This window comes from Mesorhizobium sp. ESP-6-2 (assembly GCF_020164675.1).
Lineage (GTDB): Bacteria > Pseudomonadota > Alphaproteobacteria > Rhizobiales > Rhizobiaceae > Mesorhizobium.
The window spans coordinates 529,672-550,405 of record NZ_JAIUGT010000003.1 but is presented as its reverse complement, the minus strand read 5'-3'; the positions used below and the strand labels follow the sequence as shown (position 1 = coordinate 550,405).

Genomic DNA, 20,734 nt, shown 5'->3' with positions numbered 1-20,734 from the left:
GCGTTGCGGGCAGAGGGTGTTTCGGTTATTGAGGCCGGACCTGAAACAGGGACTGCCCCATCCCATGAGCCTTGTCGATACGGTCAAGAACGCGTTCGTACCGATCCATCGCGAGGGCTATCCGTTCATCGTCGCCTTCGGCGCGGGCACGCTTTTCCTCGGCTATTTCTCCTCGATCCTGTTCTGGATCGGGCTCATCCTCACCGCCTGGTGCGCCTATTTCTTCCGCGATCCCGAGCGGGTGACGCCGGTCGATGACCGTCTGGTGGTGAGCCCCGCCGACGGCGTCATCTCGGCGGTCGGCCCGGCCGTGCCGCCGCGCGAGCTTGGCCTCGGCAATGCCGAAATGACCCGCATATCGGTGTTCATGAACGTCTTTTCCTGCCACGTGAACCGCGCCCCGGTGCGCGGCAAGATTTCCCGTATAGAGCATCGGCCCGGGAAGTTCCTCAATGCCGAACTCGACAAGGCAAGCACCGAGAACGAGCGCAACGGGCTGGTCATCGACAGCCCCAACGGCACCGTCGCGGCGGTGCAGATCGCCGGCCTCGTGGCGCGGCGCATCGTCTGCTGGGCCGAGACCGGCGGCTCGATCGCCATAGGCGAACGTTTCGGCCTGATCCGCTTCGGTTCGCGCGTCGATGTCTTCCTGCCGGAGGCGGCGACACCACGCGTGGCCGTCGGCCAGACGGCGGTTGCCGGCGAAACGGTGCTGGCGGAATTCGGCGGTGTCGCCGCCACGCCTCTCGTGCGGATATCCTGACCGGTGGGCGCGCCGTTCAAGAAATTCGAGGCGCATGCCAGCGGCGGCCCGCGCATCCGCGAAATCCCGATGCGCATGGTGCTGCCCAATCTGGTTACGGTGCTCGCCATCTGTGCCGGCCTGTCCGGCATCCGCTTCGCTTTCGAGAACCGCTTCGAGCCCGCGGTGGTCATGGTGCTGCTCGCCGCGTTTCTCGACGGCATAGACGGCCGGCTGGCGCGGATGCTGAAAGCGACGTCGAAATTCGGCGCGCAGATGGATTCGCTAGCCGACATCGTCAATTTCGGCGTCGCGCCCGCGCTGGTGCTTTACGCTTTCCTGCTCGACCGCGCGGGATCGCCGGGCTGGATTGCCGCCCTTTTGTTCACCATCGCCTGCGGCATGCGGCTCGCCCGCTTCAATGTTCTTGACGAGGAAAAGGCCGAGCGGCCGGCATGGCAGACCGAATATTTCGTTGGCGTACCGGCGCCGGCGGGCGCCGTGCTGGTGATGCTGCCGCTCTATCTGTATTTCCTGCGGCTTGGGCTGGAGCCCGGCCGCCCGGCCGCCTTCATCGCCACCGGCTTCACCGTCCTGGTCGCCTTCCTGCTGGTCAGCCGTTTGCCGGTCTATTCGGGAAAGAGCGTCAAGGTGCCGGGTGACAAGGTATTGCCGGTCATCCTGGGCGTCGTGCTCTACATCCTGCTCTTGATGACCTATCCCTGGTACACGCTGACGGCCTCCGTCGCCGGCTATCTCCTCTTCCTGCCCTTCAGCGTGCGTGCCTATTCGAAGCGCGCCAGGCTGGAAGGGGAGCAGGTGCCGCCTTCGGATATCGGATAGCGCTGTTATCGCTTTCTTGAGGCGGGGATGTCGCCGAAGGCGACAGAGGGCGCATTGAACGCCAGCGCTTTGCGCCCGGGTCCGCGATTTAGGTGAGACGGCCCCCTCTGGCCTCTTCACTTACGCCGCCGCACTCAGCCCCAGACGATCGATGGCCAGTTTGCGGGCCGACACGTAGTCGGTCTTGCCTGAGCCCAGCGCCGGGATCTCTTCCACCTTGACGATGTCGTTGGGCACCATCAGTTCGGCCGCCCCGGCTTTCTTGCCGAATTGGCGCAGTTCCTCGGCACTCGCATCGTCGGCGGTGGTGACCAGCACGATGCGCTCGCCGCGCCTTTTGTCGGGCACTGCCACGGCGGCATGGCGCTCTTCCGGCCACAGCGACTGGACCAGCATCTCGACCGCACCCAGCGACACCATCTCGCCGGCGATCTTGGCGAAACGCTTGGCCCGGCCGCGAATGGTGATGAAGCCTTCGCGGTCGACCGAAACGATGTCGCCGGTGTCGTGCCAGCCTTCCAGCCGCTGCAATTCGCCCGGCCGGTCGGCGGTCATGTAACCCATCATCATATTCGGGCCGTCGAGCCACAGCCGGCCGGCGCCCTCGATGCCTTCGACGGGTTCGAGCTTCATGCGGATGGCCGGCAGCAGCCGCCCGACGGTGCCGTCGCGGCTATGGATGGCGGTGTTGACGGCAACCACGGGCGCGGCCTCGGTCAGCCCAAAGCCTTCGATGATCTCGGCCTGGAAACGCTCCCGATAGGCGCCGCGGGTTTCCGGCTTTACCGCTTCGGCGCCGGCGACGACGAAGCGCAGGCTGGAAAAATCGCCGTCCTTGGCGGTGCGCGCGTAGTTCGCGAGGAAAGTGTCGGTGCCGAACATGACCGTCGGCTTCACCTTACGGGCGATCTCGGGGATGATCTTGTAGTGGAGAGGCGAGGGGTAGAGGAACAGTTTTACGCCTGTGACCAGCGGCAGGATGGTGCCGCCCGTCAGCCCGAAGGAGTGGAACACAGGCAACACGTTGAGCAGGATATCGGCCGGCGAGATGGTGACACGGGCTTCCGCCTGCATGGCGTTGGCGTAAAGGTTCTTGTGCGACAGCACCACCGCCTTCGGCGTGCCTTCCGAACCGGAGGTGAACAGGATGACCGCGGGTTTGGCTGCGTCCTGACGCTGCAGCGGCCAGCGCCACAGCAAGGCGGCGGTAAGCTTTTCCAGCGCCGTCACGCTTGCGCGTGTATCCTCCAGCCAGAGAAACTTCGCGCCGCCCTTTTCGACCGCCGTCACGATATCGCCGAGGTCGGCCTTCTCGATGAAGGCGCGGGAGGAGACGACCGTGCGGATCACCGCCGTGCGGATGGCCGCGGTAATGCTGGCCGGACCCGCGGTATAGTTGATCATCGCGGCCACCCGCCCGGCCGAGAGCAGCCCGACCAAGGACAGCACCACGCCATTGGCGTTGGGCAGGAGCAGGCCGACCGCTTCGCCGGGCGCCGTCACCGCCTCGAAACGCCTGCCCAGCACGCGCGCGCCGATAAACAGTTTCCGATAGCTCAGCGCGCCCGAGACGACGTCCTCGATAATCGGATGCGACGCGCCGACCCTGGTTGCGGCGTCACGCATGGCCAGGAACAGGCCGCGATCGAGATCGGCGGCTGCGAAGCGCGCCTCGGAGAAGCGGTCGAACAGCGCGTTGGTGTTCGAAGCCTGGTCGGGAATGCGCGCCACCAGCTCGGCGATGGTCATTGGTTCCAATGCGCTGATCGACAGGCGCGGGAACCAGCGCCGTGGCGCGATGCTGGCCGGTGTCAACGAGACAGGAAGGTCGCGGGCGCCGCCGACGAAGATCGGCACGATGCGGGCGTCGGCCTGCATGGCGATGCGGGTGACAGCGCGAAACAGCCGGAACGACTTGACGTCGGGCTCGACCGCGTCCGGCAGGTAGACGGCAAGCCGGCCCTTGCCCTTCAGCACGCGCACCAGCCTGCGGCTGACGAAGACGTGCTCGGCGTTGAAGGCGATGGTGCGGCCAAGCTCGCGCCACGGCTCCAGCCATGGCGCCCTGGCCGAGGCTCCGTCGAGGATGTGCAGCGTGTCGTCAGGCAGCAGCGACAGCATCAGCGCCGGTTCGAAGTGCGACTGATGTGAGATGACATAGATGACTGGCGCCGCCGCATCGCGCGCGATTGCGATGCGGCTGTCGCTGATCCGGTAGGCGAGCTTGAACGGCACGTAGAGCAGCGCCTGGGTAAAGCGCAGGCCGAGGCGGAACTTTTCCATCACCCCGATCAGCAGCCAGGCCACGACCAGACCCGCAAGCAGCGCCAGTGTCAGGATCATGCCGCGTCTCTCCCAACGGTCCTTGCACCTCGGCTCTGCGGCCGCTTCGGCAAGAACCTAGACGATGTGCGGGCAAGGTCAATGAGGAGGCCTCCTGCCGCCTCTCACGAAGGGAGGGCAAAAGCGGCATCTTCTACGCCGTCTTCAGTCTCCCGCTGATGAAGCGGAATTCCTGCGTTTTGCCGCCATAACCGTAGGCGGCGGCCGGCACTTCGTGCACGAAGGCGTAGCTTTCCTCGTGCACGGACCCGAGCAGGCGCCCGAAGGCGGCGAAGATCGCCTTGAGATAGGCTTCCAGCTCGAGCTTGGTGTTGGTGCCGTCGACCACCTTGATGTCGAGCCAGAACGTATTGGTCCCATGCTCGGCCAGCGATGTGCCGCCGGCGAACCAGTGCTGCGGATCGAGGTAGGAAACGGCAACCGCCGTTATGGTCGGATCCTTGCGGAGGTGTGTGGCGGTGAGTTCGGTGGCCTCCTTGGCGATCCTGGCGGACAGCGTGGCGTCGGGCGTTCCGGTGACGCTGACGTTGATGATGGGCATTGTCCTTCTCCTTGGTTCTGGCGGGCTCTGTCAGCCAATGACGCAACCATGTCACCAATCATGAGTCATGAAAATCGAATTGTTTTCAAAAAATAGTTCGATAATATCGAACTATGAAAATGCTCGATCCCGACCTCTTGAGGACATTCCTCGCCTTCGCCGACAGTGGCTCGCTGGCGCAAGCGGCCTCCGTTGTCGGCCGTTCACCGTCGGCTGTGACGGCGCAGATGCAGCGGTTGGAAGAGGCTGTCGGCGAACCGCTGCTGGCGCCGCAGGGCAGGAGCCGCGGGCTGACGCCGACCGGTGAGGAGCTTGTCGGCTATGCCCGGCGTATCCTTGCAGCGCATCGTGAAGCCTGGCTCGGCTTGAAGGGCGCAAAGGCCGATGGACGCATCGCGATCGGCACGACGCAGGATTTCGCCGACAGCGGCTTGCCCGATCTGCTGCGTGCCTTCGCCGAAAGCCATCCGCGCGTCAGGATCGAGCTGCGCGTCGGCCGCTCCGCCGAGCTGGCGCACGCCCTTCAGGGCGGTAGCCTGGATCTGGCGATCGTTATGCGGCAAGCGGCGACGCCGGACGAAATCGGCATGCTGCGCGAGCCGATGATGTGGCTCTGTTCGCAGAAAGGGCTGGCTGCGCGACAGGACGAATTGCCGCTTGCGCTGCTCGATCCGCATTGCGGCTTCCGCGAAGCGGCGATCTCGGCGCTCGATGCGGCCGGCCGGCGCTATCGCATCGCGGCCGGCAGCGGCAGCCTGGCCGGCCTGCGCACGGCGGTCAATGCCGGCATTGCGCTGACGCTGCGCACCGCACGCTTTGCCCATTCCGGGATTGTCGAAGCACCCCACGCATTTGACCTGCCGCCCGTGCCCGTTGCTGAATTCGCCGTCCGGCTGCGCGCCGACGCCGAGAGCCCGGCGCGGGATCTAGGCGCACTGCTCGGCGCCGGCCTGGCTCTACCAGGGCTTTTTGGCAGAGAGCCGTCCATCGTCAGGCGCGGGGCCAAAGAAAAAGCCGACCTTGCGGTCGGCTTGGAGTAGGACGGACCGAGGGGTTTGGGGGGACTCGGGGGGTGGTCCGTCTGCTCAACAATGCCTGAACCGGATGATGGTTCCGTGACTGCGCAAATTTTTTTGGGCTCGGCTTTCACAACGGACCTGGCGCTTGTTGCTGCTTTGCCGACAGCCAGTCGCGGCCGGCATGGGCAAACACCGCACAAAGCACGATCGCGCCGCCGATCATGCTGGCCACGGGCGGTATCTCGGCCAGGAAAAGGAAGGCAAACAGGATCGCGAACGGCACTTCGGCAGAGCCGAGCAGGCCGGATTCAGCCGCAGGGATGAGCCGCGCTCCTTCCGTCCACAGGATGGAGGAGAGTGCGAAGCTCGAGCCGAAGGCGACCAGCAGCACGGCGTCTCTTGCCGAGACGGCAAGCGGGTCGGTGACGAACCAGCCGAGTATGAACAACAGCAGGGCCGAGACCGCGCCTGCCCAGACCGCCGGCGTGTCGCGGAAGGCGCGCACCATGATCATGTAGAGCGCGCTGCCGATCGTCATCAGCAGCGCCAGCCCGTCTCCGAACAGATTGCCGGTGCCGAAGCTCGACCAGACCATGACCGCGACGCCGCCAAGCGAGACCGCTGCGGCTAACATCGTCTGCAGGCGGAAGGGCTCGCGAACCAGCAGGAAGGCGAGCAGCGCGGCAATGAAAGGCGACGTCGCGTAGATGACCGTGACATTGGCGACGAAGGTGAATTTGAAGGCGGAGATGAAGGCGATGCTGGCCAGCGCGCCTTCCACCGCCAGCAGCCAGCCGCGCCAGCCGAGCCGCAGCGTTTCGCGGTTGCCGGAGCGGTGGCGGCGCCACAGCACATAGAGGCTGATCAGGATGAAGCCGACGAAGCCGCGCCAGCAGGTGATGGTCAGCGGATCGGCATGGATCGATTTGGTCAGCACACCGGTCAGCCCGAACACCGCCGCCGACGACGACACCAGAATGATGCCAAGTGTCCGTTCTGCGGTGTCGGTGGCGGCTGCTACGTCGGTCATGAAAGCCAATCTACGTGGTTCTGTCCTGACATCGTAGTGTCAGCAGTCTGGCCATCACAGCCGTTTGCGGAAATGCTCGCCGCCCACGATCAGCAGCCCTGCGGCAATGATGAGAGCAGCGCCGAAGAACACTTCGCGGCGCGGCACGTCGCCCCAGATGGCGAAGCCGAGCGCGAAGGCCCACAACAGCGAGGTGTATTCCAGCGGCGCGATGATCGAGGCCGGCGTCCGTTTCATGCCTTCGAAGAGAAGATACTGCGCCAACCCGCCGAGCGCGCCGACGCTGGCAAGCAGAAGCAGTTCGCTCCAGCCGGGCGTCTGCCACCAGAGCAGCGCCGGCACCGCCGAGAATATCAGGAAATAGAAATTGTTGAGCAGGAGCTGGACCATCGAGCGCTCGGCAAGGGCTGTCTTGCGCAACAGCACGATGGCGATGCCCCACAGGAAAGCGGCGGCCAGCACCAGCAGCACCGGCACGGACAGGCCGAGATGGGCAGGGTCGCAGGCGACGAAGACGCCGGCGAAGCCGATTGCCACCGCCAGCCAGCGCAGCATGGGCACCTTTTCGCCAAGCATCACCACGGAAAGCACGGTGACGATGATCGGGGCCGCGTAGTAGACGGTGGTCAGTTCGGCGAGCTGCAGGCTGCGCGCGGCATTGTAGTAGCAGAGCCAGGCCGCCAGGGTGAAGACGCTGCGCAACAGCATCGGCCACACGATCGGCGACCGCGCTGTCTCGGTATAGAGATGCCGTCCGCCGATCGCCGCGCAGGCGGTCAGTATGGTGATGCTCCGGAAGAACATGATCTGCCAGACGCTCATGCTGGCGACCAGCAGCTTGATCGACGCGTCCTGCGTGGAAAAAAGCAAATAGGCGACGCCGGTCAGGAGGATGCCGGCGAGAACCCTTTCGCGTGTTTCGAGAATGGCGACGTCGGCCATGCGGCAAGCGGCCTTGTGTGAAAACGGCTCCGGCCCCTGTCGGCTCCGCTCCCGCCAGCTATAGGGGCGAAACCTTGCAAGGCGCTGCTCCAGCGCCATGCTTGCGTTGGGGCAGGTCCGATCCCGGATGCGGCTTCTGGCGCGGCGCGACTGATTGGTTTAGCATTGTCTCACAAAGCCGGCGCATAGGCTCGGCGGGCCAGGGAAACGGTGCGGATCAAGAAGCCGGCGCTCGCATAAGAGACGCCATTCGCATCATGGCAGCGGGCCCTGACAGCCGGCAGTACGGACATCGAGACGCCGAGATCGGGGGGAGAACGCAATGCAGAAACTGCAATCGCAAGGCGTACATCACATCACGCTGGTCGGCGCCGGTCGCCAGACCTCGATCGATTTCTGGGAAGGCGTGCTGGGCATGCCTTTCATTTTCGAGCAGCCCAACCTCGACAAGGCGGCCGAAAGCCATCTCTATTTCGATCCGGGCGACGGGCGGCTGATCACCATCTTTACCGACGAGACCCGCACGCCGGTAAAGCGACGCACCCCGACCGACACCGGCTGCGTCCACCACATCGCCTTTGCCGTGTCGCGCGTCACCTTCCTGCAGGCGGTCGCCCGGCTTGATGCGCGCGCCATCAAGCACAGTGGCGTCAAGGACCGCGGTTTCATGGATTCGATCTATTTCGAGGATCCGCTCGGCTTGCTGATCGAACTTGCTTCCTACCGTTTCGAGCCGCCGGCCGGCTTTGGCCATGCCGACGTGCTGATGGAAGCGCACAAGCTCCGCGTCGCGCGGGGCGACTACAACATCGCCGAGGCGCATCTGGCCGACGCCATCCAGGCACTGGTCGAGCGCTCGCGCGCGACATTGTCGGCCGACAGGACGCCGCGCAATCCATATTGATTTTTGAATAAGCAAAGGGAGGAACACATGGCAAAGACAGCGACGAAGGGTGCGAGGAAGCCGGCAGCCAAGGCGACACCAAAGGTTATGGCAAAACCAGCAGCAAAAGCTTCAACCAAGCCGGCGCCAAGAATATCGGCAAAGCCTTCGGCCAAGGCGGCGTCAAAAGCAGCAACCGCCGGCAAAACCGCGTCCAGGACCAAGGGGAAATCGGCGAAGAACCCCGCCCTGATGATCAGCATGCTGAAGCCCAGCGTCAACAACATGACGGTTCGGGTGTTTGCCCGCGCCGCCGGGCTGGACCATGTCGAGGCCGACGCCTGGGGCAGCACGCGTTCGCCCGAATTCATGGCGCGCAACCCGGCCCATCTGACTCCGATGATCGAGGACAAGGGCCTGCCGCGAGGGGTGCTTTGGGAAAGCTGCGCCATCATGCAGTATCTCGCCAACAAGCACGGGCTGGAGAAATTCTACCCCAAGGCGCCTGCCAAGCGGGCGATGATCGACAGCGCCATGTTCTACCTGATCGGCACGCTCTATCCCTATGTGGCGCGCGCCACCTATCCGGCGCTCGGTTTCCCGCAATATGCCGGAGAGGTCGGCCACAGCGACGCTCATCCCGACAGGAAGGCCGAGGCGCAGAAGGCGGCGATCGCCGCCATCTCCGAACCGCTGGAGGTGTTCCACTCTTTCTTCAGGGACGGCAAGCCCTTCATTGGAGGCAAGAACCCGTCTATCGCCGACATCCGCCTGGCGGCGACACTCGAATTTCTCGTCGTCATCGACTATGCCCTGCCCGAATGGGCCAGCGACTACATGGCCGCGATGGAGAAGAAGCTCGGCAAGGCCTATGCAGACCCGGCCAGCGACGTGCGCGGCTACATTGCCCATGTGAAGTCACAGCCACGGGTGTGAGATCGCTTCGGCGTCGCAGGCCGGTTGAAGCCAGCCGGCGGCCAAGATGAACTGCGATCCGTCGGGTTCCTTCACGCCTCCTTTGTCTGGCAGGACAGTGGGGGGCACTGTCCGCCAGCGTATCGCGGATGCTCGTCACACCGCGCTTCCGGCGTATCCCGTGGCGCTTACTGCGTCGCTTGGTAAAGCTCCGCCGCCGCTGCTTTGAGCGCCCGCCTTCCGTCCGGCCTGAAATACATCATGTGTCCTCCGTCCAGCACATCGACGCGGATGGGCTTTGCACCGGCGAGCGTCGGTATCTGGTTCACCAGATAGCGAGACGCCAGATAGGGCGTGACGAGATCGGTGTAGCCGTTGACGATGACGACGCCGAGCGCGGGATTGAGCGAGCGCGCCCGCTGCAGATCGTTCATCACGCCGGCATAGCCCTGCCGCGATGTGCCGTAGTCCCAATTGCGGCTGATCTCGCCATTGAGCAGCCGATAGCTGACATCGGTGTGGTAGTTCAATTCGTCGCGGGCATAGCCGACAAAAGCCGAGGTCAATGCTGGAACGCTGCGGTCGAGCACCGGATCGGGTCCGGCGTTGCGAGCGCTTTCAGGAGCGATGTCGGCCGTGCCGATCATGGCGTCATAGGGGCTGAGCACCTTGCTCTTCGAGCGGGCGAACTCCCTCGCGAAAAGGCTGGTCGGTATACGCGCGAAGTTCCGCTGCACGAGATCGAGCGGCAGGCCGGTGATCTCGGCCACCCGCTGGCTCGCGAGCCCCCCGCCTTGCTCCAGCCCGCTGGCCAGCGCCGTGAGGTATTCGCCAAGCGCATAGCGCTCGACCGCGGCCAACTGCGCCCGCAGCGCCTCGCCCGTAACGCCGTCGGCACTGAGCCGCACCGATGCCAGCGAGGGGAGTTCGAGGGCCCAGTGCAGCGGCTCGAATTCGTCAGGTTGCACCAGCATGAATTCCAGCGCCGGCGAGATCAGCACGATGCCGCTCGGGCTAAGGCCGACATCCTCCTGCAGCATTCTGGCCAGCAGTGCCGCGCGAAACCCGCCATAGCTTTCCCCGGCAAGGAAAAGCGGCGAGCCGCTGCGGCCGTTCTGCGCAAGATAGAGCCGGATGAAGGCGCCGATCGAGCTGGCATCCTGGTTGACGCCCCAAAAATCGTGGGTGTTCTGCCCGGGAGCCTCGCGGCTGTAGCCGGTGCCGATCGGATCGACAAAGACGAGGTCGGTCATGTCGAGCCAGCTGTCCGGATTGTCGATGAGCTTTTGCGGCGGCGGCAGGAATTCGCCGTCGGCTCCGGTCGTGATGATGCGCGGACCGAGCGCACCGAGATGCAGATAGGCGGAGGCCGCCCCGGGGCCGCCATTGAAGACGAAGGTAATGGGGCGTGGTGCCGTTTTTGTCGCATCGGCCGGTGGCCGCAGCGTGTAGGCGACATAAAAGATCTCCGCCGTGACGTCGGCCTTGCCTGAAAGCAGCGACAGCGTGCCGGCCTTGGCCTGATAGTCCAGCTTGCGTCCGGCAACCGTGATCGAATGGCTGGTGACCTGCGGCTGCGGCAGCAGCGACAGCACACCGCCGGTCGGCGCCGGCCTCTCCGGCGTTTCAGCCAGCACAGGCTGTGCGAAGGCAGCAAGCATCAGTAGGATGAGAGAGATCAGTTTCAACTTGAACGGCATGAAGCCTCCGCGAGAACGCTTGTCGCATAGCTATAGCCGATGCGATCGAAGTCAAAGGAAAGGCCTGTCCGGCTGAAGACGATCGCCTGCCATCAGGGCAACGAATCCGGGTCAGCGGGTTCCGTGCAAGCCTTCTCGGCGCACTATTGAGAGAGCATTGAATGAAAAAACCCGCCTGTGCGGCGGGTCCCTGGCGCAACTCAGCACCATAACCAGATATGTACCATAGCTGCCTTCACCCTGTCAAGAAAAAATTCCTATCACGAGAGACCGCCCGCACACTCGACTGCCCATCGCCAGCCTTCGTTGACCCGAGTCGGTCACCGGAAAATGGAACGACGGCACTCCCCATGGATCAGACAGTTTTTGAGCCCTCGTCCGTCAATGTCCCATTTGGGATAGTGGTTGCGCGCGCCTGTGTTCCAACGCGATGATTATGTTTGCTTTCCGGTGTGATCGGGTCAAATCTCGGTCGGTTGGCGCATGCCAGCGCCAGAAACAATCGTCGGAAAGGGGCAGCGAAATGGACGCCACCGCACTGAAGGCCATGCAGGCGCCGCTGAAAGAGACCTATCGCGATGATGCTTCGCGCGCGCTCATCACGCTCAGGGCCAGAGGCAGTCTCGATGACCAGTCGATCGCCTGCAAGGTCGAGACGGGCAGGGCTCTCGCGATTGCCGGCTTGCATCCGGCAACCGGCGGCTCGGGGCTCGAGCTTTGCTCGGGCGACATGCTGCTGGAGGCACTTGTGGCCTGCGCCGGCGTAACGCTCAAGGCGGTGGCGACGGCGCTCGAATTCAAGCTCGGCGCCGCCACGGTCGAGGCCGAAGGCGACCTTGATTTTCGCGGCACGCTCGGCGTTGCCAAGGATGCGCCGGTCGGTTTTCGCGCCATCAGGCTGAATTTCAGTCTCGACACCGATGAGCCGCAGGAGCGCATCGATTCCTTGCTGAGGCTGACCGAACGCTACTGCGTGGTGTTCCAGACCATCAATCAGAAGCCGGAACTGACGGTCAGCGCACGGCGCTGACGCCGCATCACGCCTTACTGCGCTGCCGGTTCCTCCGCGTCGCCCTCGTCGGTGAAGGGTGATGCGCTCGGCACGCATTGCAGCGACCAGCCGGTCGGGGCCGGCTGCTTCTGGTATTCGGTGATGGCGGCGGTGCATTGTTCGCGCTTGTCGAACGTGCTGGGCAACACGACCATGCCGCCTTGCGGACCGGCAATTACTAGGTACCAGACCAACGCTACGCTCGAAGCCATGGGAATTTCCTTGCTCTGCCCAGCCGGGCTTGTTGTGGGAATCTATGTGATCCTATCAACTCTGCGGAAATGACGAAAGCATGACCGCGACGCAGCTTTCCGCCGCCACATCACGGCCGCGTGATGTGGCGGGGCGGGCGGGGCCTGGTCAATTCGTTGCGAAACAATAGAACAGGCCGTCGCCGCCGGTGCCTTTCAGCGCCTCCTGGCCGCAGCCGCCGCGCGAAGCATGCGAAGAGTTCCAGGATTTGGCGGCAGCCGAATCATCGAGCCCGGCGCGGTCGTGGTGACCCATCATGGCAGCGCCTTCCGTGCCGCTCATGGTCCAGTCCCCGCAGGTCTGGTCGGCGATCCTGGTGCCGTCGGGCTTCGAGCCGGTCAGCATGTCGTGGCGGTTGGGCGTGTCGCCGCGGCCGTTGACCATCTCGCCTTTTTCGTTGAGCGCCGTCTGCTTGGTGATGCCGTTGGCATCGCCGTGCAGCGAGGCGACGTCGTCGGCTATCTTGACGCCCTTGGCATTCACCCATGGTCCCTTGCCGATGCGGTCGCGCGCATCCTCGGTGCTGGTCGACAGGTATGCGGCCCAGGTCTTGCCGGTGACGCCGGCTGCTTCCGCCAGCGAGGCGCAATGCGCGTCCGCGCCCTTCAGGCCGCCGAGGTCTGCCCCTTTGCCCGAGCCGACGCTGGTGACGAAGAAACTCATTCTGGCATCTTGTGACAAAGCTGTGCCGGCGGCCAAGGCGGAGATAGTGGCGGTGGCGGCGATGAGAATAAGTCTGCGCATGTCGATCCTCCGGGGTTTGAGCTTCGAAAGTACATTCGAGGAACGCCGCCCGGAGCCGAATTCTTCCGATAAAAAGGATGCGGCTATTCCGGCTGCCGGTAGGCGACGAAACGGTTGTGCTTGGCCTGGAAGATCAGTCCCGTCTCTTTCAGGTCGGGGCTTGCCAGCGGCACGATGCGTTTGGCGATTTCGGAGGGATGCGGCAGCGTTTCCGGGTCCTCGCCGGGCACGGCTTGCGCGCGCATCGCGGTGCGGGTGGCGCCGGGGTCGGCCGCGTTGACTCTGAGCGGCAGGCTCTGCGTCTCATGCGCCCAGGAGCGCATCATCGTCTCGACCGCCGCCTTGGAAGCCGCGTAGGGCGCCCAGAAGGCGCGCGCCGAGTGAGCGGCATTGGACGAAAGAATGATGGCCCGGCCGGCGTCGGAGAGCCGCAGCAGCGGGTCGACCGAGCGGATCAGCCGCCAGGTCGAGGTGACGTTGATGGTCATCACCTTCTCGAAGGTTTTGGCCTCGACATGGCCGATCGGCGAGATCACGCCGAGCACGCCCGCATTGGCGACGAGAATGTCGAGCTTGCCCCAGCGCTCGTGGATGGCGCCGCCCAGGCGGTCGATGCCGGCCATGTCGGCAAGGTCGAGCGGCACCAGCGTCGCTTCGCCTTTGCCGGTTTTGGCGCGCTCCGCCTTGATCTGGTCGTCGAGTTCTTCCAGCCCGCCCACGGTGCGCGCCACGGCAATGACGTGGGCGCCGGCGGCAGCCAGTTCCCTGGCGATGAAGTAGCCGATGCCCCGCGAGGCGCCGGTAACGACCGCAACGCGGCCGGAGAGGTCGAGGGTCATGCGACAGATTCCGGAAATATGGCTATGGCAACTGGCGGTGCGGCGATCCTACGCGCCGCTCGTCGCCAGCAGCGACAGCGTGCGTACATTGTCGTGGCCTTCGAAATCGAGCAGGCGGGTGGGATACTGGCCGGTGAAGCAGGCGTCGCAGAATTGCGGCTGCTCGTTGTCGCGGCTGGCTTCGCCGACGGCGCGATAGAGTCCGTCGATCGACAGAAAGCCGAGCGAATCGACGCGGATGAATTCGGCCATCTCCTCGATCGACATGCGTGATGCCAAAAGCTTCGATTTTTCCGGCGTATCGACGCCGTAGAAGCAGGAGGCGCTGGTCGGCGGCGAGGCGATGCGCATGTGCACTTCCTTGGCGCCGGCGTCGCGCACCATCTGCACGATCTTCTGACTGGTCGTGCCGCGCACGATGGAATCGTCGACCAGCACGACGCGCTTGCCCTCGATCATGCGGCGGTTGGCGTTGTGCTTCAGCTTGACGCCCATATGGCGGATGGAATCGCCAGGCTGGATGAAGGTGCGGCCGACATAGTGGTTGCGGATGATGCCGAGCTCGAAGGGAATGCCCGCGGCTTGCGAAAAGCCGATAGCCGCCGGCGTGCCGGAATCCGGCACCGGCACGACGATGTCGGCCTCGACCGGATTTTCCTGCGCGAGTTCCGCGCCGATGCGCTTGCGCACCTCGTAGACGTTGCGGCCTTCGACCGAAGAATCCGGGCGTGCGAAATAGACATATTCGAAGATGCAGAAGCGGGTCTTCTGCGGCTCGAACGGGAACAGGCTTTCGATGCCCTTGGAGGTAACGACGACCATCTCGCCGGGCTTCAAGTCGCGCACGAAACGCGCGCCGATGATGTCGAGGGCGCAGGTTTCGGAGGCCAGGATCCAGGCACCGTCGAGGTCGCCCAGCACCAGCGGACGGATGCCGAGCGGGTCACGGCAGCCGATCATCTTCTTGGCCGTCATCGCCACCAGCGAGAAGGCGCCCTCGACCTGGCGCACCGCATCGATGAAGCGCGAGTTCAGATCGCGCTCCTTGCTGGTGGCGACGAGGTGCAGAAGCGTCTCGGTGTCGGAGGTCGAGGAGAAGATCGCGCCCTGCTTCTGCAGCGCGCGCTGCACGGTCATGGCGTTGGTCAGATTGCCGTTATGGGCCACGGCGAAGCCGCCATCGGCCAGTTCGGCGAAGAAAGGCTGGATGTTGCGCATGCCGGCGCCGCCGGTCGTGGCATAGCGCGTATGGCCGATGGCGCGATTGCCTTGCAGGCTGTCGATGACGCGTTGCTTGGTGAAGGTGTCGCCGATCAGGCCAACATGGCGTTCGACATGGAACTGGGTGCCGTCGTAGGAGACGATGCCGGCCGCTTCCTGGCCGCGATGCTGCAGCGCGTGCAGACCGAGCGTGACGATGGCCGCCGCGTCCTGTCGGCCGAAAATGCCGAACACGCCGCATTCGTCGTGGAAGTGATCGTCAGCTTCCGCGGAAAGCACGTCGTTTGCATCTGCCATGGGGCTCAAGCTCCGCTAAAATCGCCATATAAGGCGATAGCGTCGTGAAAGCAACGCGTCCGGCGATGGTTCACGATCATCGTCAGTCTTGGGCGCCTGTTCCGCGGCGCCCGATCACTCATCAATTCGCCGGCGCAGCCGGGGCCGGATTGGCCGGTGCGTTGTCCGCGGGAGGCGTTCCGGCATCGCTGTCGTCGGGGGCCGGCGCATTGGCATCGTCCCCTCCCGCCGGAGCATCCGTGGCCGGTGCATCCGGTGCGGCGGGCGTTTCGGCGGCCGGCTGATTCGGATTGAGCTTCTTGAGGATGGCGTTTTCCGGATCCTCGGGCAGCAGGCTTTCGAGCTTGGCGCCGATCTGTTCCAGCAGCGGCCGCGACTTGGCCTCCGTGACCCAGGCCGGTGCCTTGGCGCCGGCCAGCCAATTGAAGAACAGCAAGGCCACGGCGACCACCAGAATGCCGCGGGCCGCGCCATAGAGGAAGCCGAGCGTGCGGTCGAGCGCGCCGATGCGGGAATCGATGATCCAGTCGGCGAGTTTCATGGTGATGACGCTGACGACGATCAAAGCGATGATGAAGACGACGCCGGCGGAGGCCGCCATGGCGATCTTTTCATTGTCGATATAGGGCTTCAGGTAGGGCAGGACGGGCTTGTAGAAAAAGAATGCCGCCGCGGCTGCCGCCGCCCAGGACACGATGGACAGGACCTCGCGTGAAAAGCCGCGAACCATGGCGAGCATCGCCGAGACCAGGGTGAAGCCGACGAGAATTCCGTCAAGCAGCGTTATCGGCATCTTTGTCGCCCCACTCCCTGTCGCTCACCACTAGGTGAGCCCGTCATTCTTCGTCGTTGGCGCGGCTGCGCCGTGAGCCGGCTATGCGCGCCACGAGGTCGGCGAGCTCGGTGGGCTGGAAAGCGCCGGCCCCGATTCCTCCGGCAAGTTCCTCGCTGCCCAAGGGCAGAACCGCGCTTCCGAAACCCAGCTTTTCGGCCTCCTTGAGACGCTGCTGCGCATGCGCAACCGGCCTCACGGCGCCAGAAAGGCTGATTTCGCCGAAATAGACGCAATCGGCGGGAAGGGCAAGACCGGTGAGCGAGGAAACCAGTGCGGCCGCCACCGCCACATCGGCCGCGGGCTCGGAAATGCGGTAGCCGCCGGCGACATTCAGATAGACGTCGTGTTGGCCGAAGCGCACGCCGCAATGCGCCTCGAGCACCGCCAGGATCATCGACAGCCGGGCGCCGTCCCAGCCAACGACGGCGCGGCGCGGCGTGCCGAGCGAGGAGGGCGCGACCAGCGCCTGGATTTCGACCAGCACCGGCCTTGTACCTTCCATGCCGGCGAAAACCGCCGCTCCCGGCGATTTCGCGTGGCGCTCGCCGAGGAACAGCTCGGACGGATTGGCAACTTCGCGCAGCCCCTTGTCCGACATCTCGAAGACGCCGATCTCGTCGGTCGGCCCGAAACGGTTCTTGACCGTGCGCAGGATACGGTAGTGATGGCCGCCTTCGCCCTCGAAATAGAGCACGGCGTCGACCATGTGCTCGACGACGCGCGGGCCGGCGATCTGCCCTTCCTTGGTGACATGGCCGACGAGCACGATCGCAGCACCCGTGGATTTCGCGTAGCGGATCATCGCCTGGGCGGCGGCACGCACCTGGGTGACGGTGCCGGGCGCCGAATCGGCGAGGTCGGTCCACAGCGTCTGGATCGAATCGAGGATCACCAGGTCCGGCCGCTTGCCGTCGGCGATCGTGGCAAGGATATCCTCGACATTGGTCTCGGCTGCCAGTTCCACGGGCGTCGAGGCGACGCCGAGGCGCTGCGCACGCAGCCTGATCTGGGCGACCGCCTCTTCGCCCGAGACATAGACGATGCGGTGGCCCCTTGAGGCCAGGGCCGCGGCTGCCTGGGTGAGCAGTGTCGACTTGCCGATACCGGGATCCCCGCCGACCAGCAGCGCCGAGCCGCGCACGAAGCCGCCGCCGGTGGCCCGGTCGAGCTCGCCGATGCCCGACACGATGCGCGGCGCGTCCTCGATATCGCCGGAAAGCGTGGTCAATACCACCGCGCGGCCCTTGCGGGCGTTGCGCGTATTGGCCGGCCCGGAACCGATGCCGCCGGACGTGCCTTCCTCGACCAGCGTGTTCCATTCGCCGCAGGCATCGCATTTGCCGGCCCAGCGCTGATGCACCGATCCGCAGTTCTGGCAGATGAACTGGACGCGGGATTTAGCCATTAGCGAGGCCTCTTCGGGATCGCCGATGCTGGATAGGTGGGCAGGCCAGGGGGGTGTGACGGAGCGCGACGGTGAGTCAAAAAGCTACTCAAATCTTTCCGCGATATGATGTTCCTCCGCCAGATCCGAGAAGCGGGTGAATTCGCCGTGGAACGCGAGCGTGACCGTGCCCGTCGGTCCGTGACGCTGCTTGGCCACGATCACCTCGGCCTTGCCGCGCATCTCGTTCATCTCGTTTTCCCACTTGATGTATTCGTCGGTGCCGAGCTTCGGCTCGCGGTTCTTGAGGTAGTATTCCTCGCGGTAGACGAAGATCACGACGTCGGCGTCCTGCTCGATCGAGCCGGATTCGCGCAAGTCCGAGAGCTGCGGGCGCTTGTCGTCGCGGCTTTCAACCTGGCGCGAGAGCTGCGACAGCGCGATGATCGGCACCGCAAGCTCCTTGGCCAGTGCCTTGAGGCCGGTTGTGATCTCGGTGATTTCCTGCACGCGGTTCTGCGAGGCCCTGGCACTGGAGCCCTGCATCAGCTGGATATAGTCGATGACGATGAGGTCGAGGCCGCGCTGGCGCTTCAGGCGCCGGGCGCGGGCCGAGAGCTGGGCGATCGAGATGCCGCCGGTCTGGTCGATGAACAGCGGGATCTTCTGCATGGTCTGCGAACAGGCGACCAGTTTTTCGAAGTCCATTTCGGTGATCTCGCCGCGGCGGATCTTCGAGGAGGAGATTTCCGTCTGTTCGGAGATGATACGGGTCGCGAGCTGTTCCGACGACATTTCGAGCGAGAAGAAGCCGACGACACCGCCATTCGCAGCCTTGAACGACCCGTCGGCCTGCTGCGCCGGCACATAGGCCTCGGCGACGTTGAAAGCGATGTTGGTGGCGAGCGACGTCTTGCCCATGCCCGGGCGGCCGGCAAGGACGATCAGGTCGGACGATTGCAGGCCGCCCATGCGGCGGTCGAGGTCGCGCATGCCGGTGGCCAGCCCCGACAGGTGGCCGTCGCGCATATAGGCGGCATTGGCCATGTCGACCGCGGTCTTGACCGCATCGGTGAAGCTCTCGAAACCGCCGTCATAGCGGCCGGTTTCGGCCAACTCGAACAGGCGCCGTTCGGCATCCTCGATCTGCTCGGACGGCGACATGTCGACCGGCGCGTCATAAGCGATGTTGACCATGTCCTCGCCGACGGTGATCAGGGCGCGGCGCGTCGCAAGGTCATAGATGGCGCGGCCGTAATCTGCGGCGTTGACGACCGTGACGGCTTCGACCGCCAGGCGCACGACATATTGCGCCACCGTCATGTCGCCGACCTTCTCGTCGGCCGGCAGGAAGGTCTTCAGCGTGATCGGTGTCGCCACCTTGCCCATGCGAATGAGCTCGGCCGCGATCTCGAAGATCTTGCGATGCAGGGGTTCGTAGAAGTGGCTGGCCTTCAGGAAGTCGGAGACGCGATAGAAGGCATCGTTGTTGACCAGGATCGCGCCGAGCAGCGCCTGTTCCGCCTCGATGTTGTTCGGCGCCTCGCGATAGAGCGGTTGCTCCGCCACGCCGAATTTCCGCGCTGCCTCTGCCATGATGTCCCCGATTTCGATCCCGGTCTCTCGATATCAGAATCGGAAAATTGAGTGCTGACTTATCTGCAACAGTTATCACCCAAGCAGATTTGATGCCCACTGTTCACAGAAACAGAAAACCGTCCACAGGACAGTATTCCCGTGCCCTGATTCCGATTGACTCGACAAGGGGCTGATTCTACGCGACGGTTTGGAACAAAGCAAGAACAATCGTCATCCGAACCCCTGGGCTGTATCGAGCACATCGCCCCAGTCCGACCGCCGCGCCGCCTTGAACAGTTCACCGTCACGCTTGCTGAAAAGCGTCTCGCCGGCACTGCCATCCGGCCGGCAAAGCTTGAGCGCGGCCTTGCCCGAGCCGGTTTTCGGCGGCGCGATCACCCGCGCCGCGCGGACTGGCGCCGGCTGCCTCGAAGCCGCGACATAGATGAACTTCTCGTCCTCCCATGGCACTTCGGCGTCCTTGGCCAGCCGGTGCAGGCGCGAGCGGGCGACGCGCCGCGAAAAGTGGCACCAGTCGGGCGGGATGAGCGGGCAGGGGTCTTCGTGCGGGCAAGGTGCCAGCACGTGCGCGCCCGCTTCCGTCAGTTGCCGGCGAACCGCGAGAACACGCTGCCAGCCCGCCGGCGTGCCCGGCTCCACGATCAGCAGCGTGTCTGTCGTGAGCTGCCACAGCCGATCGACCATTTTGGGCAGGGATGCCGGTGCGATCTCGTCCAGCACATAGGCGCAGGTGACCAGATCCGCCGGCTGCAAACCGTCAAGGTCGATGGTCACATCGCCGGCCTGCCAGGCGATCCGGGCAGCGATCGCGTCGGCGGCAAGCGCCTCGCCGACCTTGCGCACCGCAGGACTGGCTTCCAGCAAAACCGCCTGTTGGAGACCGGGCCACAGGTCCGCCGTGGCCCAAAGCACGGTGCCCGGGCCTGCGCCGACATCGAGCAGCGTTTTCGGCGCGAATTCCGGCAGGGCTTCGTTCACCGCGTCGAGGCTGGCGCGGACGGCGGCATAGGTCGCCGGCAGCCGCGTCGCCAGATAGGCTTTGACCGCCATATCCTGCGCCATATGCAGGCGACCGTCGCGCGTCTCGGCGCGATAGCGATCCGACAGGGTTTTCGCCGCCTGCCTGAGCACCGGCAGCGGCACGTTTTCGAGGGCACGGTCGACGGCCTGTCGAAGCGGGGCAGGCAGTTCCACGGCTCATGCTCCTCGTGGTGCGAGCAGGATGACAGAGGCACCCACTATGCAGAGCGCCGCCCCCGCAAGATCCCACCGGTCGGGACGCACGCTTTCCACCAGCCAAAGCCAGGCGAGCGACGCCGCGATGTAGATGCCGCCATAGGCGGCATAGGCGCGGCCGGCCGCGCTGGTGTCGACCAGGGCCAGAAGCCAGGCGAAGAGAACGAGCGAAACGAAACCTGGCAGCAGCCACAGCGGCGACTTCTCCAGCCGCCACCACGCCCACACCGAGAAACAGCCGGCGATCTCGGCGAGCGCCGCGGCTGCATAGAGGAAATAGGTCATGAAAAAGGCCCCGCGACGATCACGAGGCCTTTT

Annotated in this window: 21 protein-coding genes; 6 read left to right on the top strand and 15 right to left on the bottom strand. The window is 64.7% G+C overall.

Annotation, left to right across the window (positions count from 1 at the left end):
* Window positions 1–64 precede the first annotated feature (64 nt).
* Together LB532_RS12250 and LB532_RS12245 are read left to right on the top strand one after the other, a co-directional pair.
* Complete coding sequence (locus LB532_RS12250; protein WP_140637567.1) at window positions 65–763, top strand: phosphatidylserine decarboxylase; 699 nt, start codon at window positions 65–67, stop codon at window positions 761–763.
* A gap of 3 nt (window positions 764–766) precedes the next feature.
* Window positions 767–1,585, top strand: a complete 819-nt coding sequence (locus LB532_RS12245; RefSeq protein ID WP_140494505.1) for a CDP-alcohol phosphatidyltransferase family protein — start codon at window positions 767–769, stop codon at window positions 1,583–1,585.
* Between the two features lie 120 nt (window positions 1,586–1,705).
* Here LB532_RS12245 and LB532_RS12240 read toward each other — a convergent pair whose 3' ends face one another.
* Together LB532_RS12240 and LB532_RS12235 are read right to left on the bottom strand one after the other, a co-directional pair.
* Window positions 1,706–3,928, bottom strand: coding sequence for an AMP-binding protein (locus LB532_RS12240; RefSeq protein ID WP_140637569.1), 2,223 nt, complete (start codon window positions 3,926–3,928; stop codon window positions 1,706–1,708).
* Window positions 3,929–4,061: 133 nt separating this feature from the next.
* Window positions 4,062–4,469, bottom strand: a complete 408-nt coding sequence (locus LB532_RS12235) for a tautomerase family protein (RefSeq protein ID WP_140637570.1) — start codon at window positions 4,467–4,469, stop codon at window positions 4,062–4,064.
* Between the two features lie 113 nt (window positions 4,470–4,582).
* Between LB532_RS12235 and LB532_RS12230 the strand changes: the two genes are divergently transcribed.
* Window positions 4,583–5,509: a LysR substrate-binding domain-containing protein gene (locus LB532_RS12230; protein ID WP_140637572.1), complete on the top strand. Its 927-nt coding sequence runs from the start codon at window positions 4,583–4,585 to the stop codon at window positions 5,507–5,509.
* Window positions 5,510–5,615: 106 nt separating this feature from the next.
* Here LB532_RS12230 and LB532_RS12225 read toward each other — a convergent pair whose 3' ends face one another.
* Window positions 5,616–6,518, bottom strand: a complete 903-nt coding sequence (locus LB532_RS12225; RefSeq protein ID WP_140549304.1) for a DMT family transporter — start codon at window positions 6,516–6,518, stop codon at window positions 5,616–5,618.
* Between the two features lie 54 nt (window positions 6,519–6,572).
* Entirely contained in the window at window positions 6,573–7,460 is an 888-nt protein-coding gene (locus LB532_RS12220; RefSeq protein ID WP_140637573.1) for a DMT family transporter, read from the bottom strand.
* Between the two features lie 322 nt (window positions 7,461–7,782).
* Here LB532_RS12220 and LB532_RS12215 point away from each other — a divergent pair, with 322 nt between their 5' ends.
* Complete coding sequence (locus LB532_RS12215; protein ID WP_140637575.1) at window positions 7,783–8,364, top strand: VOC family protein; 582 nt, start codon at window positions 7,783–7,785, stop codon at window positions 8,362–8,364.
* Here the strand turns inward: LB532_RS12215 and LB532_RS30190 are convergent.
* Window positions 8,262–8,606, bottom strand: coding sequence for a hypothetical protein (locus LB532_RS30190; protein ID WP_224556830.1), 345 nt, complete (start codon window positions 8,604–8,606; stop codon window positions 8,262–8,264). The two genes, LB532_RS12215 and LB532_RS30190, sit on opposite strands and share 103 nt — an antisense overlap.
* Here LB532_RS30190 and LB532_RS12205 point away from each other — a divergent pair.
* Window positions 8,497–9,279 carry a glutathione S-transferase family protein gene (locus LB532_RS12205; RefSeq protein WP_224556826.1) on the top strand — a complete coding sequence of 261 codons (783 nt, stop codon included), beginning with the start codon at window positions 8,497–8,499 and terminating at the stop codon, window positions 9,277–9,279. The genes LB532_RS30190 and LB532_RS12205 overlap by 110 nt on opposite strands.
* A gap of 167 nt (window positions 9,280–9,446) precedes the next feature.
* Here the strand turns inward: LB532_RS12205 and LB532_RS12200 are convergent, their stop codons facing one another.
* Window positions 9,447–10,958, bottom strand: coding sequence for a S10 family peptidase (locus tag LB532_RS12200; RefSeq protein WP_140637579.1), 1,512 nt, complete (start codon window positions 10,956–10,958; stop codon window positions 9,447–9,449).
* A gap of 523 nt (window positions 10,959–11,481) precedes the next feature.
* Between LB532_RS12200 and LB532_RS12195 the strand changes: the two genes are divergently transcribed.
* Window positions 11,482–11,988 carry an OsmC family protein gene (locus LB532_RS12195; RefSeq protein WP_140637580.1) on the top strand — a complete coding sequence of 169 codons (507 nt, stop codon included), beginning with the start codon at window positions 11,482–11,484 and terminating at the stop codon, window positions 11,986–11,988.
* A 14-nt stretch (window positions 11,989–12,002) separates the two neighbouring features.
* On the opposite strand, the gene LB532_RS12190 is transcribed toward LB532_RS12195, so the two are convergent.
* The 9 genes from LB532_RS12190 to LB532_RS12150 all read right to left on the bottom strand — a co-directional run bounded on the left by LB532_RS12190 (window position 12,003) and on the right by LB532_RS12150 (window position 20,701).
* A complete protein-coding gene (locus LB532_RS12190; protein WP_140494486.1) occupies window positions 12,003–12,221 on the bottom strand; it encodes a hypothetical protein in 219 nt (72 codons plus the stop codon).
* Window positions 12,222–12,369: 148 nt separating this feature from the next.
* On the bottom strand, window positions 12,370–13,005 hold the full coding sequence (locus LB532_RS12185; protein WP_140637582.1) for a hypothetical protein: 636 nt from the start codon (window positions 13,003–13,005) through the stop codon (window positions 12,370–12,372).
* An 83-nt stretch (window positions 13,006–13,088) separates the two neighbouring features.
* Entirely contained in the window at window positions 13,089–13,844 is a 756-nt protein-coding gene (locus tag LB532_RS12180; protein ID WP_140637584.1) for an SDR family NAD(P)-dependent oxidoreductase, read from the bottom strand.
* 48 nt (window positions 13,845–13,892) lie between these two features.
* Window positions 13,893–15,362 carry an amidophosphoribosyltransferase gene (gene purF / locus LB532_RS12175; protein WP_140637586.1) on the bottom strand — a complete coding sequence of 490 codons (1,470 nt, stop codon included), beginning with the start codon at window positions 15,360–15,362 and terminating at the stop codon, window positions 13,893–13,895.
* 121 nt (window positions 15,363–15,483) lie between these two features.
* Window positions 15,484–16,155: a CvpA family protein gene (locus tag LB532_RS12170; protein ID WP_140494478.1), complete on the bottom strand. Its 672-nt coding sequence runs from the start codon at window positions 16,153–16,155 to the stop codon at window positions 15,484–15,486.
* Window positions 16,156–16,198: 43 nt separating this feature from the next.
* The gene (gene radA, locus LB532_RS12165; protein ID WP_140637587.1) at window positions 16,199–17,602 is read right to left on the bottom strand and encodes a DNA repair protein RadA; all 1,404 of its coding nucleotides are present in this window, start codon (window positions 17,600–17,602) and stop codon (window positions 16,199–16,201) included.
* 84 nt (window positions 17,603–17,686) lie between these two features.
* Window positions 17,687–19,177, bottom strand: a complete 1,491-nt coding sequence (locus LB532_RS12160) for a replicative DNA helicase (protein WP_140494474.1) — start codon at window positions 19,175–19,177, stop codon at window positions 17,687–17,689.
* Window positions 19,178–19,390: 213 nt separating this feature from the next.
* Window positions 19,391–20,374 carry a small ribosomal subunit Rsm22 family protein gene (locus LB532_RS12155; RefSeq protein WP_140637589.1) on the bottom strand — a complete coding sequence of 328 codons (984 nt, stop codon included), beginning with the start codon at window positions 20,372–20,374 and terminating at the stop codon, window positions 19,391–19,393.
* A gap of 3 nt (window positions 20,375–20,377) precedes the next feature.
* Window positions 20,378–20,701: a YnfA family protein gene (locus LB532_RS12150; RefSeq protein ID WP_140637590.1), complete on the bottom strand. Its 324-nt coding sequence runs from the start codon at window positions 20,699–20,701 to the stop codon at window positions 20,378–20,380.
* Window positions 20,702–20,734 lie beyond the last annotated feature (33 nt).

What these genes read in the sequence shown, in the direction of transcription:
- LB532_RS12250 (WP_140637567.1), top strand. Translation starts at nt 65, where the DNA reads ATGAGCCTTGTCGATACGGTCAAGAACGCGTTCGTACCGATCCATCGC.
- LB532_RS12240 (WP_140637569.1), bottom strand. Translation starts at nt 3,928, where the DNA reads ATGATCCTGACACTGGCGCTGCTTGCGGGTCTGGTCGTGGCCTGGCTG.
- LB532_RS12235 (WP_140637570.1), bottom strand. Translation starts at nt 4,469, where the DNA reads ATGCCCATCATCAACGTCAGCGTCACCGGAACGCCCGACGCCACGCTG.
- LB532_RS12230 (WP_140637572.1), top strand. Translation starts at nt 4,583, where the DNA reads ATGAAAATGCTCGATCCCGACCTCTTGAGGACATTCCTCGCCTTCGCC.
- LB532_RS12225 (WP_140549304.1), bottom strand. Translation starts at nt 6,518, where the DNA reads ATGACCGACGTAGCAGCCGCCACCGACACCGCAGAACGGACACTTGGC.
- LB532_RS12220 (WP_140637573.1), bottom strand. Translation starts at nt 7,460, where the DNA reads ATGGCCGACGTCGCCATTCTCGAAACACGCGAAAGGGTTCTCGCCGGC.
- LB532_RS12215 (WP_140637575.1), top strand. Translation starts at nt 7,783, where the DNA reads ATGCAGAAACTGCAATCGCAAGGCGTACATCACATCACGCTGGTCGGC.
- LB532_RS30190 (WP_224556830.1), bottom strand. Translation starts at nt 8,606, where the DNA reads ATGCTGATCATCAGGGCGGGGTTCTTCGCCGATTTCCCCTTGGTCCTG.
- LB532_RS12200 (WP_140637579.1), bottom strand. Translation starts at nt 10,958, where the DNA reads ATGCCGTTCAAGTTGAAACTGATCTCTCTCATCCTACTGATGCTTGCT.
- LB532_RS12195 (WP_140637580.1), top strand. Translation starts at nt 11,482, where the DNA reads ATGGACGCCACCGCACTGAAGGCCATGCAGGCGCCGCTGAAAGAGACC.
- LB532_RS12190 (WP_140494486.1), bottom strand. Translation starts at nt 12,221, where the DNA reads ATGGCTTCGAGCGTAGCGTTGGTCTGGTACCTAGTAATTGCCGGTCCG.
- LB532_RS12185 (WP_140637582.1), bottom strand. Translation starts at nt 13,005, where the DNA reads ATGCGCAGACTTATTCTCATCGCCGCCACCGCCACTATCTCCGCCTTG.
- LB532_RS12180 (WP_140637584.1), bottom strand. Translation starts at nt 13,844, where the DNA reads ATGACCCTCGACCTCTCCGGCCGCGTTGCGGTCGTTACCGGCGCCTCG.
- purF (WP_140637586.1), bottom strand. Translation starts at nt 15,362, where the DNA reads ATGGCAGATGCAAACGACGTGCTTTCCGCGGAAGCTGACGATCACTTC.
- LB532_RS12170 (WP_140494478.1), bottom strand. Translation starts at nt 16,155, where the DNA reads ATGCCGATAACGCTGCTTGACGGAATTCTCGTCGGCTTCACCCTGGTC.
- radA (WP_140637587.1), bottom strand. Translation starts at nt 17,602, where the DNA reads ATGGCTAAATCCCGCGTCCAGTTCATCTGCCAGAACTGCGGATCGGTG.
- LB532_RS12160 (WP_140494474.1), bottom strand. Translation starts at nt 19,177, where the DNA reads ATGGCAGAGGCAGCGCGGAAATTCGGCGTGGCGGAGCAACCGCTCTAT.
- LB532_RS12150 (WP_140637590.1), bottom strand. Translation starts at nt 20,701, where the DNA reads ATGACCTATTTCCTCTATGCAGCCGCGGCGCTCGCCGAGATCGCCGGC.